Source organism: Halomonas ramblicola, assembly GCF_030409215.1.
Classification (GTDB): domain Bacteria; phylum Pseudomonadota; class Gammaproteobacteria; order Pseudomonadales; family Halomonadaceae; genus Halomonas; species Halomonas ramblicola.
Window position 1 is genome coordinate 265,038 of the sequence record NZ_JAUFPL010000032.1, and the last position, 12,700, is coordinate 277,737.

Genomic DNA, 12,700 nt, shown 5'->3' on the forward strand with positions numbered 1-12,700 from the left:
CGGCGCCGCCATTGCCACTCTCGATCGCAAGGAGCCCGAATGTACCTGTGGATCAAGGCGCTGCACCTGATCGCCATGGTGACCTGGTTCGCCGCCCTCTTCTATCTGCCTCGGCTCTACGTCTACCACGCCATGGCGCGGGATCGCGGTGAGCAGCAGGCCATCGATCGCTTCCTGGTGATGGAGCGCAAGCTGTATCGCGGCATCATGACGCCTTCGATGATCGCCGTGCTGGTCTTCGGCGGCACCCTGCTGGTGCTCAGTCCCGGCTGGCTCACCCAGGGATGGATCCACGCCAAGCTACTGCTGGTGGCGCTGCTGGTGGGCTATCACCATCTGTGCCTGATCTACCTCAAGCAGTTCGCCGAGGCGCGCTGCCGACGCGGCCACGTCTTCTTCCGCTGGTTCAACGAGTTGCCGGTGATCGCCCTGCTGCTGATCGTCTTCCTGGCCGTGCTGAAGCCGTTCTGATGGCCATGTCCGCGACCCATGATCCTCACCTGCCGGTGGTGCTGGTACTGGCCGGCCACGACCCCACCGGTGGCGCCGGCCTGGTGGCCGATGCCGAGGCGATCGTCGCCTGCGGTGGCTGGGCGCTGAGCGTGCCCACCGCCCTGACGGTACAGGACTGCCACGACGTCGCCGCGGTGTATCCCGGCGATCCGGACACCATGCGCGCCACGGTCGCGGGGCTGGGCGAGTTCGAAGTGGCGGCCATCAAGGTCGGCCTGGTGGCCGACCTGGGCAGCCTGGATGCGGTGGCCGACATCGTGCGGGGCTTCCCCGGGGTCCCGGTGGTGGCCGACCCGGTACTCAAGGCCGGTGGCGGCAGTGAGTTATCCACAACCGAGCTGGTGGACGCCTACCGGGCGCGGCTGCTGCCGCTGGTGGATATCCTCACCCCCAACCGGCAGGAACTGGCGCGCCTCTCCCCCGGCCTGCAGGACGACACCGAGCGGGCGGTGGCGCTGATGCGGTTGGGCTGCCAGGCGGTGCTGGTCACCGGTACCGACAGCCCGGCACCGGAGCTCCCGGCGGATCGGGTGGTGCATACCCTGCACGCCCCGGACCAGAGTCGTCGCTGGAGCTGGCCACGCCTCGAAGGCCAGTACCACGGCTCGGGCTGTACCCTCGCCGCGGCCCTGGCGGCGCGGCTGGCGGCCGGCGAGACGCTGGTGACGGCCTGCGAGCAGGCCCAGGCCTTCACCTGGCAGGCCCTGTGTCACGCCTGGCGCCCGGGACCTGGCCAGGCGTTGCCGCGTCGGTTGTGGCGTCTGCCCATGGGGCCGACGACACCTCCCGGTGAGCTCCCCCCCTGACGGGGTATGGCCTTTGGTGGCCGGAGCACCGAGAATGGGGCAAGAATGCAGGGATGTTGCCGAGGCGGCCTCTTGGCCGAGATTCACGGCCATTTCACGCCCTGTGAATAGTTTATCCAGAGAATTATCCACAGCTTCCGAGGACCAGACACGACATGACCACCTCCGCCCAGCTCTTCGAACAGGCCTGTCGACACATCCCCGGCGGCGTCAACTCGCCGGTGCGCGCCTTCAAGGGGCTGCAGCGTCCGCCACTGTTCATGGAGCGTGCCCGAGGCGCCTACCTGTACGACGTGGAGGGCAAGCGCTACGTCGATTACGTGGGCTCCTGGGGGCCGATGATCACCGGCCATGCCGACCCCGACGTCCTGGGGGCCGTGCGCGAGCGCCTCGACAACGGCCTCTCCTTCGGCACGCCCACCGCCATCGAGACCACCATGGCCGAGCTGATCTGCGAGATGATCCCGTCCATCGAGATGGTGCGCATGGTCAACTCCGGCACCGAGGCGACCATGTCGGCCATCCGCCTGGCCCGCGGCGTCACCGGGCGTGACAAGATCGTCAAGTTCGAGGGCAACTACCATGGCCACTCCGACTCCCTGCTGGTCAAGGCGGGCTCCGGCGCCCTGACCCACGGCCAGCCGAGTTCCCCCGGGGTACCCGCATCCCTGGCCGAGCACACCATCACCCTGTCCTACAACGATCTCGACGCCGTCGAACAGTGCTTCGAGGAGATCGGCGACCAGGTGGCCTGCATCATCGTCGAGCCGGTGGCCGGCAACATGAACTGCATCCCGCCGCAGCCGGGCTTCCTGAAGACGTTGCGCAAGGTGTGCGATGCCCACGACAGCGTGCTGATCTTCGACGAGGTGATGACCGGCTTCCGTGTTGCCATGGGCGGCGCCCAGGCCCACTACGGCATCCAACCCGACCTCACCTGCCTGGGCAAGATCGTGGGGGGCGGCATGCCGGTGGGGGCCTTCGGCGGCAGCGAGACGCTGATGTCCAACATCTCGCCGCTGGGCCCCATCTACCAGGCGGGGACCCTCTCCGGGAACCCGCTGGCCATGGCGGCCGGCATCGCCCTGCTCGGCAAGGTGCGCGAGCCCGGCTTCCACGACGCCCTGGCGCAGCGCGTCGAGACCCTCTGCCATGGCCTGCAGGAACGCGCCGACGCCGCCGGGGTGGAGATGATCACCCAGCGGGCGGGAGGCATGTTCGGGGTGTTCTTCACCGGCCAGAGCCGGGTCGACAACTTCGCCCAGGCCACCGCCTGCGATGCCGACGCCTTCCGCCGCTTCTTCTCGGCGATGCTCGACGAGGGGGTCTACCTGGCGCCCTCGGCCTTCGAGGCGGGCTTCATGTCCAGCGCCCATTCCCCGGAGGACATCCAGTTCACCCTGGATGCCGCGGAGAAAGCCTTCCTGGCCATGCAGCAGGCCTGATTGCCACCTGACCGACTGACGACCGGGAGAACCGCCATGCGCCAATCCACCGATGCCGGCCAGCCCGCCAGCGAGGACCTCGATTCGCTGGTCGACTCCCTGGTGGCCTATCACGCCTCCGCGGCACGGCACCCGACGGATGCCGGCGGCGACCCCGCGCGTCCGCTGGAGATGGCCGTGGCGGATGAGCTGCCGGCGATTCGTGCCGCGCTGCTCGATGACGAGGAGCGTCGTCGCCTCGACCGGCTCGGCGAGTGGTTCGAGCAGGATCTGGTGCGCCTGCGCCCACTGCTGGAAGAGCGGCGCAGGCGTCGTGTCGTCAGCTGGGCGGTGCAGCATCCTGGCAGTCGACTCCGCCACGCAGGCCGCACCCTGCTGGCCAACGCCATCGGTCGCGACCTCTCCGTGCCGGGGGCCGAGCTGCACGCCGATCCGGCCAGTGACGTGGCGGCCCTGCTGGTCGGCCTGGAGGGGCGCGAGGCATCGGCACAGACGCGCTATGCCCTGGATCGCTACCTGCGGCGCTCCGGTGACTACCCGCAGGCCCGCCTGCTTTCGCTGTTCGGCACCTGCCATGCACTGAGTGCGGCGCGGCGCGCCCTGGAGCGCCGTCCGGCGCCGGGGCGCGACCCGGAGCACCCCGCCCTGCTGGCGGAGAGCATGGCCGAGTGTCGTCGCTACCTGGCCCTGGCGGAACGGATCGCCGAGTTCCGCTTCCCCCCGCTGGTGATCGCCGTAGGGGTCTGCGGCAGCGGCAAGAGTCGCTTCACCCGGGAGCTGGTGACCCGCCTGGGAGCGATCCGCGTGAGCTCGGACGCCGAACGGCGACGCCTCTTCGAGCCGGACTCCGCGCCACCCCATCCACAGGGTCAATCGGGCGATGCGCCTGTGGATATCTTCGGCGAGGCGGCCACCGGCGAGACCTATCGGCACCTCGCCGGCTGTGCCGGCGCCCTGCTGGATGCGGGGATCCCGGCCTGCGTGGATGCCACCTGCCTAGTCGGCTGGCAGCGCGACCTGCTCCGCCAGCAGGCCGAGGCGCGTGGGCTGCCCTGCCTGATGGTCAGCTTCGAGGCCGACGAGGCGACCCTGCGGCGACGCATCGAGAAACGCGCCAGGCAGCAAGGGGTGCCGGTGGCGGAGAGCCTGGCGATCCTGGCGCACCAGCGGCATGCCTTCCAACCCTTCGGCGACGAGGAGCGCATGAATCTGGTCCACCTCGACACCACCGCGGAGAACGCCGCCGAGACCCTGGTGGGCCTGATCGCGGAACACGTGAAGCTCGCCTGATGGAATCGCCGTCGGCCTCTCAGTCGCTGCGGTGGGAGCGTTCGGCCGCACGCCGGCGTTGCGTGAGTTCGAGAGGTGGCGGAACCCCCAGGTGTTCGCGTGCCCAGTTGACGGCCTGGATGCGGTTGTGGACGTCGATCTTGCGGAAGATGTTATAAAGGTGGGACTTCACCGTATGTTCACTGACGAAGAGGCGGTCGGCGATGTCGTTGTTGGATGCCCCCGACCCCAGCAGGCCGATGATCTCCAGTTCCCGGTGGGTCAGGCCGCATACCGGACGATAGGAGTTGAGCTGCTGACGCCTGAGGAAGGAGATCATGCGCGTCATCAGGGAGCGTGACATCCATAGCTCGCCCGACATCAAGGCCTCCAACCCTTTGCAGATCATGGGCAGGCTGTCGCTGCGATAGAAGACGCCGTGCAGATGGAGAGCCGACAGGGTCGCAACCGCATGGTCCTCATCCTTGAGATTGAAGGCCGCGAGGGCGAGCTGGTCGTTTTCCATCGCCTGGGCATGCCACTGCTGCATGGCGTCCTCGCCCATATGGTCGGCATCCAGCAGGACCAGGGTCTTGCCGGCCTCCTTGGGTTTCCACGTCTGTCCGGGTGCCAACACCGAAACCTGTCGGTCCAGCTTTTCGTGCAGGTAGTCGATGAACAACTGGGATTGGGGATTGCTGGCCGTGACTAGCAGCAACGTTCCTCTGGCTTGTTCCATGTCCGTCCCCCTGAGGAAACCTCGTCAAGCAACTAAGCTGCAAGGGATGAGAAGATTGCGGTCGACACCCTAGGAGTGTCGAACACTTTGTAAATTTTAGTTACAGCCTCGGCCAATTATTTTGAAATATGCTTATAAGAATTTTGAATATATGAAGAGCTTTATCTCCCTGCATCAAATACTTGCATAGGGGTTGTGCGGGTATGGTTCTGCGTGAGACGACAAAAAATCAACCCCAGCAGTATGAGGAGCCTGGTGTTCTCCTGCTTCGCTTATCATCACCACCGGTGTTGATTCCCGATTCTGCCTGATTGAGGGGCCAATATGTCCAATCGTCTGATCCTGGCCAGCGGTAATCTCGGCAAGCTGCGCGAATTCGACCAGCTGCTGAGGCCACTGGGCTACGACGTGCATCCTCAGTCCGCCTTCGAGGTCCCCGAGATCGAGGAGACGGGGCTGACCTTCGTGGAGAATGCCCTGCTCAAGGCTCGCCAGGCGAGCCGCGTCGGCGGCCTGCCGGCGCTGGCGGACGATTCCGGCCTGGAGGTGGACGCCCTGGACGGGGCGCCAGGCATCTACTCCGCCCGCTATGCCGGTGAACCGAAGAGCGACGAGCGCAACAATGCCAGGCTGCTCGAGGCCCTCGCCGAAGTGCCCGAAGGGCGGCGCAGAGGACGCTACTGGTGCGTGCTGGTCTTCCTGCGCCATGCCGAGGATCCAGTGCCGCGCATCGTGCAGTGTAGCTGGGAGGGGGAGATCCTCGCCCATCCGCGTGGCGAGGACGGCTTCGGCTATGATCCGCTGTTCTGGTTGCCCGACCGGGGCATGAGCGTGGCCGAGTTGCCGGCGGCGGAGAAGAATCGTCTCAGCCATCGCGGGCGTGCCCTCCAGGCCCTGGCGGAGCACCTGCCTCGTCCGAGCGGGGAGGATTGATGGTGTTGCCGGCGCTGGCCCTCTATGTGCACGTGCCCTGGTGCGTGCGCAAGTGTCCCTACTGCGACTTCAATTCCCATGGCGTGGGTCGTCGGGCCGAGTTGCCGGAGGCCGAGTACCTGCAGGCGCTGCTGGCCGATCTCGACGCCGACCTGCCGCTGGCCGCCGGTCGCGAGCTGGTCAGCATCTTCATCGGCGGTGGCACCCCGAGCCTGATGTCGGCCGACTTCTACCGCCGCCTGCTGGAGGGGATCGCCGCTCGACTGACCCTGGCGGAGGCCATCGAGATCACCCTCGAGGCCAACCCCGGTACCCTCGAGCGCGGCCGGTTCGCCGGCTACCGCGAGGCGGGCATCAATCGCCTGTCGCTCGGCGTCCAGAGCTTCCAGGCGGCCCAGCTCGAGGCGCTGGGCCGGATCCACAGCGGCGAGGACGCCGAGGCGGCGGTGCGGGAGGCGCGCGAGGCAGGCTTCGACAACCTCAACCTGGACCTGATGCACGGCCTGCCCGGCCAGACGCCGGCGCTGGCGCTCCAGGACCTGGAGCGCGGCCTGGCGCTCGGGCCGGAGCACCTCTCCTGGTACCAGCTCACCCTGGAGCCCAACACCGAGTTCCACCGCCATCCGCCGTGCCTGCCGGATGAGGAGATCCTCTGGGATATCCAGGACCTGGGCCATGAACGCCTGGAGGCCGCCGGCCTGGCCCGCTACGAGATCTCGGCCTATGCGCGCCCCGGCCGGCGTTCGCGACATAACCTCAACTACTGGCGCTTTGGCGATTACCTGGGCATCGGTGCCGGCGCCCATGGTAAGCTCAGTCAGCCGTCGGCGAACGGCGGCGGTTTGCGGATCGAGCGACGCTGGAAGAGCCGCCAGCCCGATGCCTACCTCAGGCGTCGGCATGATCCCCGCGGCTTCGTCGCCGGTCATCGGCGCGTGCGGGCCGAGGAACTGCCGCTGGAGTTCGCCATGAACGCCCTGCGCCTGCCCGAGGGGGTATCGATCGCGGCGTGGGACGAGACCACCGGCCTGCCGCGTCGGGAGCTCGCCTCGCGCCTCGCGGCGGCCAGGGAAAAAGGACTTCTCGTGGAAGATGCCGAACGCCTTCAGGCCTCGCCCCGGGGTCTACTATTCTTGAACGAGTTATTGGCGTCGATCAGCGAAGGCTGATGTCGCTTTCTCATCGCAATCCATGCCATTGACGGCCCCAGGGACGAATTTTCGGGCCTTCCGAACCAAGGAGACATAACCGATGACCAAGCCATTTCGCCTCTTCGCCCCGCTGGCGGCGGCCATCCTGGTGGCCGGCTGTGCGACCACCGATCCCAACACCGGCCAGACCCAGCGCAGCAAGACGGGGACCGGGGCGGCCATCGGCGCCGCCGTGGGTGCCGCCGCGGGGGCGCTGAGCGGTGACGGCAGCACCAGCCGCCGCGATCGGGCCCTGATCGGGGCCGCCGTGGGCGCCGCCGCCGGGGGCGGCATCGGCGCCTACATGGATCGCCAGGAGGAGCAACTGCGCCAGAGCATGCAGGGCACCGGCATCGACGTGGATCGTCGTGGTGACGATATCGTCCTCAACATGCCCAGCAGCGTGACCTTCGACTTCGATTCCAGCGCGCTGACCTCGAGCGCGCGCAGCGCCCTGAACGACGTAGCCTCGGTACTCACCCAGTACACCGATACGCGGGTGAACATCGCCGGCCATACCGACAGCACCGGTAACGCCGACTACAACCAGCGCCTCTCCGAGCAGCGCGCCTCGGCGGTCGGCAACTACCTGGCCCAGGCCGGCGTCGCGGGCGGCCGACTCAACATGACCGGCTATGGCGAGACCCAGCCCGTCGCCAGCAACGACAGCGAGGCAGGGCGCGCCCAGAACCGGCGAGTGGAGATCACCCTCTCGCCCATCGAGGGACAGATCCAGCAGCAACAACAACAGTAAGCCTCGTCGATACCTGCCCGGGGCCCGTCATCGCGAGGTGGCGGGCCCTTTTCCTTGTCGAGTCGCGGATCCGGATCCATGCTTTCCTACCAGCACGCCTACCATGCCGGCAACTTCGCCGACGTCCACAAGCACCTGACCCTGCATGCCGTCGCGGACCACCTGTTACGTAAGAAGTCCGCTATTACGTTCATCGATACCCATGCCGGGCGGGGGCGCTACCCACTGGCCGCCGAGGAGACCGCAAGGCTCCGGGAGTACCGCCAGGGGGTGGCCCCCCTGTGGACGCGGCGAGCCGGCCTCATGGAAGGCGGCGGGGTGCTGGCGGAATGGCTGGCGGCGCTGGCGCAGGCCCAGCCCGATGCCGAGCGCCTGACCCACTATCCCGGCTCGCCCTGGTGGCTGAGTCGCCGCCTGCGCGCCCAGGACCGCCTGCTCCTCTTCGAGTTGCACCCCGGCGAGCACGATCACCTGACCGACCAGCGGCTCTCCGGAGAGGCGCGGCGCATCCATGGCGATGGCCTGCAGGGGCTGCTGTCAAGGTTGCCCGTGCCCACACCACGGCTCTGCGTGCTGGTCGACCCCAGCTACGAGCGCAAGGCGGAGTATGCGGAGGTGGCGGAGACGCTGCTGGCGGCCATGCGCAAGGCCCGACATGCGGTGGTGCTGGTGTGGTATCCGCTGTTGCCCGAGGGACGCCATCGGGCCCTGCTGGAGGGACTGCGCGACGGGGGGTTGCGCAAGGTCTGGCGGGCCGAGCTCGACCACCACGCGCCGGCGGACGGGAAGCGGGGCATGCACGGCAGCGGCATGCTGGTGATCAACCCGCCCTGGGGGCTCGACGAACGCCTGGGGGAGGCCATGGCCCGGGTGGTGCCGCTGCTGGGCCGGGAGGCGAACTACCGCAGCGGCTGGTGGGTCGGGGAGTAGGGCGGGTCACTTCCCGATGCAGAAGCTGCCGAAGATCTCGCCCAGCTGCCGTCGGGTAGGCCGGCGCGTCAGCGCCGGCAGTATCACTTCCCGATGCAGAAGCTGCCGAAGATCTCGCCCAGCAGGTCATCGGCGCTGAACTCGCCGGTGATCTCGCCCAGCGCCTGCTGGGCGTCGCGCAGGTCCTCGGCCAGCAGCTCGCCGGCGCCGAAGCCGGACAGCTGGGCCTCGCCGTTGGCCAGGGCCCGCTGCGCCCGGTCCAGGGCGACCAGGTGGCGGCGGCGCGCCGAGAAGCGCCCCTCGGTGTGGGTGGTGTAGCCCATCACCGCCTTGAGATGCCCCTTCAGGTCATCCACCCCCTCGCCGGTCCTGGCGGAGAGCCGCACGATGGGCGGGGTCGTGGCGGCATCGAGCCCGGGGGGCTCGTGGCTGGTGTCGATCTTGTTGCGCACCAGGGTCAAACGCGCGGCGTCCGGGAGGCGGGCGACGAACTCGGGCCAGATCGCCATGGGGTCGATGGCGTCGGTGGCGGCGGCGTCCACCATCAGCAGCACCCGGTCGGCCTTCTCGATTTCCGCCCAGGCGCGCGCCACGCCGATCTTCTCCACGGCGTCAGGGGTGTCACGCAGGCCGGCGGTGTCGATGACGTGCAGGGGCATGCCGTCGATGTGTACGTGCTCGCGCAACACGTCCCGGGTGGTCCCGGCGATGTCGGTGACGATGGCGGTCTCCTGCTCGGTGAGGGCATTGAGCAGGCTCGACTTGCCGGCATTGGGCCGTCCGGCGATCACCACGCTCATGCCCTCGCGCATCAGCGCGCCCTGTCCGGCGGCGCGGCGCACCGCCTCGAGCTCACGGGTCACGGCGGCCAGCATCTCGGCGACCCTGCCGTCGCCGAGGAAGTCGATCTCTTCCTCGGGGAAGTCGATGGCCGCCTCCACGTACATGCGCAGCTCGATCAGCCGCTGGACCAGGGCCTCGACACGCCGCGAGAAATCGCCCTGCAGCGAGCGCAGGGCGTTCTCGGCGGCGCTCCGCGAGCTGGCATCGATCAGGTCGGCGATGGCCTCGGCCTGGGCCAGGTCGAGCTTGTCGTTGAGGAAGGCACGCTCGGAGAACTCGCCGGGTCGGGCCGGCCGCGCGCCCAACTGGACGCAGCGCTCCAGCAGCAGGTCCATGATCATCGGGCCGCCGTGGCCCTGCAGCTCCAGCACGTCTTCGCCGGTGAAGGAGTGGGGGCCGGGGAAGAACAGGGCGAGGCCCTCGTCGAGCACCGTGGATTCGCCGCGGAAGGGGCCGTAGTGGGCGTATCGTGGGGCCGGGCAGTGCCCGACCATGGCCTCGGCGATCGTCGCGCACAGCGGCCCCGAGACGCGGATGATGCCGACCCCGCCGCGACCCGGCGGGGTGGCCAGCGCGGCGATGGTGTCCTGGTCGTGGAGCAGGGCCATGGGGTCCTCCTGGCGATGACGGGGATATTGTCCGTCGCGCCTCCCACAAACGCCAGACCCCCGCACGGGGCGGGGGTCCGGGGGAAGGCACGGGTTGCGCCTACTTGGTCTTCATGCCCTTGCCGATGCTGGGATCCTTCTCGATCTGTCGGGTGATCACGTACTGCTGGGCGATGGAGATGATGTTGTTCACCACCCAGTAGATCACCAGGCCCGCGGGGAACCACAGGAAGAAGAAGGTGAAGACCACCGGCAGCATGCGCATGATCTTGGCCTGCATGGGGTCCGGCGGCGTCGGGTTCAGCAACTGCTGCACGAACATGGAGGCCCCCATCAGGATCGGCAGGATGAAGAAGGGATCCTTCACCGACAGGTCCTGGATCCAGAACATGAAGGGCGCATGGCGCAGTTCCACGGACTCCAGCAGCATCCAGTAGAGCGCGATGAAGACCGGCATCTGCACCAGGATCGGCAGGCAGCCGCCCAGGGGATTGATCTTCTCCTTCTGGTAGAACTTCATCATCTCCTGGGACATCTTCTGGCGATCATCGCCGTACTGCTCCTTGAGGCGCTGCATCTCCGGGCCCAGCTTGCGCATGCGGGCCATCGACTTGTAGGCCTTGGCGGAAAGCGGCCACAGGGCCAGCTTGACCAGGAGGGTCAGCAGCACGATGGACCAGCCCCAGTTGCCGATCACGTCCTGAATCTTGTCCAGCAGCCAGAACAGCGGGTTGGCGATGAACCACAGCCAGCCGAAGTCCACGGTGAGCTTCAGGTCGGGGGCCACGGCCTCCAGGTAGTCCTGCACCTTGGGGCCCATGTAGAGGGTCGCGCCCAGGCGTGCCTCCCCCTCGGCGGCGACGTTGGCCATGGGCCCGGCGAAGGCGGCCACGTTGCGATCGCGGGAGTCGGTGGAGGCGTAATAGAGGTTCTGCTGGTTCTGGGGCGGGGCCCAGGCGCTGACGAAGTAGTGCTGGATGATGGCCACCCAGCCGCCCTCGGCCTCGCGGTTCTCGAAGTTGCCGCCCTGGATGGTGTCGAAGTCGACCTTCTGGTAGCGATCCTCGGGAGTGGAGTAGGCCGCCCCCAGGTAGGAGCTCATGCCCAGCGCCGGACCACTGGAGGGATCCGGGCTGTCGTCCCGGGCCAGCTGGCCGATGAAGCGCGCCGTCACCGGCTCCTCGGTGCCATTGGCGAGGTAGTACTCGACGTCCACGGCGTAGCTGCCGCGCTCGAAGGCGAACCGCTTGATGACCTCGACGCCGTTGACCTCGGCATGCAGGTCCACCTCCAGCCGCTCGTCGTCCTCGGCCAGGCGGTATTCGGTCTGCTCGGGGGAATAGGCGATACGCCCGGAGTGGCCGTCCAGCTGGAGGCCGGAGCGGGCCACGTAGCTGCGCCCTTCGCCATCGGAGAGCAGCACATAGGGGCGCTCCGAGTCCTGGGTGAGCTTGTGTTGGGGCAGGGCGGCGTAGACGACGTCGCCGCCCTGCGGGTCGATGCGCAGGTCGAGGACATCCGTGATCACCGCGATCAGGTCACGGCTGTCCGAGGCCTCGCCGTCGCCGGGCATGGTCTCCGCCATGTCGTCGCCCTGGGCACCGGCCGTGGGTACCGAGAGGCCATCGTCGTCGTCGGCGGAGGGCTGCGTTGCCCCGTCCGAACTGCTGGTGATGGAGGGAGCCTCCGCTTGCGGGGTCGTCTGGCCATAGTCCTGATTCCACTGCACGACGATCAGGTAGGCGAGCACCGCCAGTGGGATCAGCAATAGGAGTCGTTTTACGTCCATGAGGGTTCTGCCCGATGGGTGGTGAACATGCCAAGGGTGGAAGGGGAATCATCCGCCCGAGATAGACAAAAGCCTGCCGACGGCAGGCTGTGTTCCGGACACGGACTTTCGACGTCGGCCCCGGCGGCGTCAAGCATCGCCTTGAGGAGAGGTGCGGACATGGTGTCGCGGGCTCCTGGCTGGCCGGCGGTCCTTGGCGTCGGGCGCGTCGGCGGTCCCCGGCGTGGCGATGGGCTGGCCGTCTCGCTTGCGCGCCTCGCGCGCCAGGCGCTTCCACATGCCGTGCAGCTGGCGATGCAGGACGGCGTTGTCCAGTTCCCCTACGCCGCGTCGGGCGAGGACCACGATATCGACGTCCGGAAGCTGCTCCTGGCGCAGCCGCACCGATTCCCGAACGAGTCGCTTGAGACGATTGCGATCGACGGCACGGCGCAGGCTCTTCTTGCTGACGACCAGGCCGAGGCGCGGATGCCCGAGCCGGTTGGGTACCGCCAGTGCCAGCAGCCCCTTGCCATGGACCTTGAAGACGGCGGTCTCGAAGACCTGTCGGTAATCCCCGGCCGTCAGCAGGCGCAGACGGCGGGGGAACGCCTGTCGGGACACGCAGGGTCCGTGATCAGGCGCTCAGGCGCTTGCGTCCCTTGGCGCGACGACGCGCCAGGATGGCACGACCGCTCTTGGTGGCCATACGGGCACGGAAGCCGTGCGTGCGCTTGCGCTTGAGAACGCTGGGCTGGAAGGTGCGTTTCATAACTCGTTATTCCCACGTGGTTTTTCAGGACAAATCGACGATTTCTCGGCGCCCGGGCTCCACAGGGAAGCCGGGCGTATTCGGTTCAAGACCGGAAATTGTAGTGATTTCGCGGGCCCGGTGCAATTTT

Annotated in this window: 12 protein-coding genes and 1 pseudogene; 8 read left to right on the forward strand and 5 right to left on the reverse strand. The window is 67.7% G+C overall.

What is annotated here, in order from left to right:
- Positions 1 to 39 precede the first annotated feature (39 nt).
- The 4 genes from hemJ (at position 40) to QWY80_RS15305 (ending at position 4,054) form a co-directional block, all read left to right on the forward strand.
- Positions 40 to 471: a protoporphyrinogen oxidase HemJ gene (hemJ, locus tag QWY80_RS15290; RefSeq protein WP_290233248.1), complete on the forward strand. Its 432-nt coding sequence runs from the start codon at positions 40 to 42 to the stop codon at positions 469 to 471.
- On the forward strand, positions 471 to 1,319 hold the full coding sequence (thiD, locus tag QWY80_RS15295; RefSeq protein ID WP_290233250.1) for a bifunctional hydroxymethylpyrimidine kinase/phosphomethylpyrimidine kinase: 849 nt from the start codon (positions 471 to 473) through the stop codon (positions 1,317 to 1,319). Before hemJ ends, thiD begins: the two co-directional genes overlap by 1 nt.
- A 155-nt stretch (positions 1,320 to 1,474) precedes the next feature.
- Positions 1,475 to 2,764 carry a glutamate-1-semialdehyde 2,1-aminomutase gene (gene hemL, locus QWY80_RS15300; protein WP_290233253.1) on the forward strand — a complete coding sequence of 430 codons (1,290 nt, stop codon included), beginning with the start codon at positions 1,475 to 1,477 and terminating at the stop codon, positions 2,762 to 2,764.
- A gap of 36 nt (positions 2,765 to 2,800) precedes the next feature.
- Positions 2,801 to 4,054 carry a P-loop nucleotide/nucleoside kinase family protein gene (locus QWY80_RS15305; protein WP_290233256.1) on the forward strand — a complete coding sequence of 418 codons (1,254 nt, stop codon included), beginning with the start codon at positions 2,801 to 2,803 and terminating at the stop codon, positions 4,052 to 4,054.
- Between the two features lie 19 nt (positions 4,055 to 4,073).
- Here the strand turns inward: QWY80_RS15305 and QWY80_RS15310 are convergent, their stop codons facing one another.
- The gene (locus QWY80_RS15310; protein ID WP_290233260.1) at positions 4,074 to 4,772 is read right to left on the reverse strand and encodes a LuxR C-terminal-related transcriptional regulator; all 699 of its coding nucleotides are present in this window, start codon (positions 4,770 to 4,772) and stop codon (positions 4,074 to 4,076) included.
- Between the two features lie 324 nt (positions 4,773 to 5,096).
- Between QWY80_RS15310 and rdgB the strand changes: the two genes are divergently transcribed.
- From rdgB to QWY80_RS15330, 4 genes are all read left to right on the forward strand, one after another.
- Complete coding sequence (gene rdgB, locus QWY80_RS15315) at positions 5,097 to 5,705, forward strand: RdgB/HAM1 family non-canonical purine NTP pyrophosphatase (RefSeq protein WP_290233263.1); 609 nt, start codon at positions 5,097 to 5,099, stop codon at positions 5,703 to 5,705.
- Complete coding sequence (hemW, locus tag QWY80_RS15320) at positions 5,705 to 6,874, forward strand: radical SAM family heme chaperone HemW (RefSeq protein WP_290233266.1); 1,170 nt, start codon at positions 5,705 to 5,707, stop codon at positions 6,872 to 6,874. The genes rdgB and hemW overlap by 1 nt, the downstream gene beginning before the upstream one ends.
- 82 nt (positions 6,875 to 6,956) lie before the next feature.
- Positions 6,957 to 7,649, forward strand: a complete 693-nt coding sequence (locus tag QWY80_RS15325; protein WP_290233268.1) for a YiaD family glycine zipper/OmpA-like lipoprotein — start codon at positions 6,957 to 6,959, stop codon at positions 7,647 to 7,649.
- A 78-nt stretch (positions 7,650 to 7,727) separates the two neighbouring features.
- Positions 7,728 to 8,579 carry a 23S rRNA (adenine(2030)-N(6))-methyltransferase RlmJ gene (locus QWY80_RS15330; RefSeq protein WP_290233271.1) on the forward strand — a complete coding sequence of 284 codons (852 nt, stop codon included), beginning with the start codon at positions 7,728 to 7,730 and terminating at the stop codon, positions 8,577 to 8,579.
- A gap of 83 nt (positions 8,580 to 8,662) precedes the next feature.
- Here the strand turns inward: QWY80_RS15330 and mnmE are convergent, their stop codons facing one another.
- The 4 genes and pseudogenes from mnmE to rpmH form a co-directional block, all read right to left on the reverse strand.
- Entirely contained in the window at positions 8,663 to 10,030 is a 1,368-nt protein-coding gene (mnmE, locus tag QWY80_RS15335; protein WP_290233274.1) for a tRNA uridine-5-carboxymethylaminomethyl(34) synthesis GTPase MnmE, read from the reverse strand.
- A 100-nt stretch (positions 10,031 to 10,130) separates the two neighbouring features.
- On the reverse strand, positions 10,131 to 11,819 hold the full coding sequence (gene yidC / locus QWY80_RS15340) for a membrane protein insertase YidC (protein ID WP_290233277.1): 1,689 nt from the start codon (positions 11,817 to 11,819) through the stop codon (positions 10,131 to 10,133).
- A 231-nt stretch (positions 11,820 to 12,050) separates the two neighbouring features.
- Positions 12,051 to 12,422, reverse strand: a pseudogene (gene rnpA, locus QWY80_RS15345) (ribonuclease P protein component); the annotation flags it as partial.
- Positions 12,423 to 12,435: 13 nt separating this feature from the next.
- Positions 12,436 to 12,570: a 50S ribosomal protein L34 gene (gene rpmH / locus QWY80_RS15350; protein ID WP_290233279.1), complete on the reverse strand. Its 135-nt coding sequence runs from the start codon at positions 12,568 to 12,570 to the stop codon at positions 12,436 to 12,438.
- Positions 12,571 to 12,700: the final 130 nt, after the last annotated feature.

Excerpts from the sequence above, each read along its gene's own strand:
- thiD (WP_290233250.1), top strand. The coding sequence starts at position 471 with ATGGCCATGTCCGCGACCCATGATCCTCACCTGCCGGTGGTGCTGGTA.
- QWY80_RS15305 (WP_290233256.1), top strand. The coding sequence starts at position 2,801 with ATGCGCCAATCCACCGATGCCGGCCAGCCCGCCAGCGAGGACCTCGAT.
- QWY80_RS15330 (WP_290233271.1), top strand. The coding sequence starts at position 7,728 with ATGCTTTCCTACCAGCACGCCTACCATGCCGGCAACTTCGCCGACGTC.
- hemJ (WP_290233248.1), top strand. The coding sequence starts at position 40 with ATGTACCTGTGGATCAAGGCGCTGCACCTGATCGCCATGGTGACCTGG.
- rdgB (WP_290233263.1), top strand. The coding sequence starts at position 5,097 with ATGTCCAATCGTCTGATCCTGGCCAGCGGTAATCTCGGCAAGCTGCGC.
- QWY80_RS15310 (WP_290233260.1), bottom strand. The coding sequence starts at position 4,772 with ATGGAACAAGCCAGAGGAACGTTGCTGCTAGTCACGGCCAGCAATCCC.
- rpmH (WP_290233279.1), bottom strand. The coding sequence starts at position 12,570 with ATGAAACGCACCTTCCAGCCCAGCGTTCTCAAGCGCAAGCGCACGCAC.
- hemL (WP_290233253.1), top strand. The coding sequence starts at position 1,475 with ATGACCACCTCCGCCCAGCTCTTCGAACAGGCCTGTCGACACATCCCC.
- hemW (WP_290233266.1), top strand. The coding sequence starts at position 5,705 with ATGGTGTTGCCGGCGCTGGCCCTCTATGTGCACGTGCCCTGGTGCGTG.
- mnmE (WP_290233274.1), bottom strand. The coding sequence starts at position 10,030 with ATGGCCCTGCTCCACGACCAGGACACCATCGCCGCGCTGGCCACCCCG.
- QWY80_RS15325 (WP_290233268.1), top strand. The coding sequence starts at position 6,957 with ATGACCAAGCCATTTCGCCTCTTCGCCCCGCTGGCGGCGGCCATCCTG.
- yidC (WP_290233277.1), bottom strand. The coding sequence starts at position 11,819 with ATGGACGTAAAACGACTCCTATTGCTGATCCCACTGGCGGTGCTCGCC.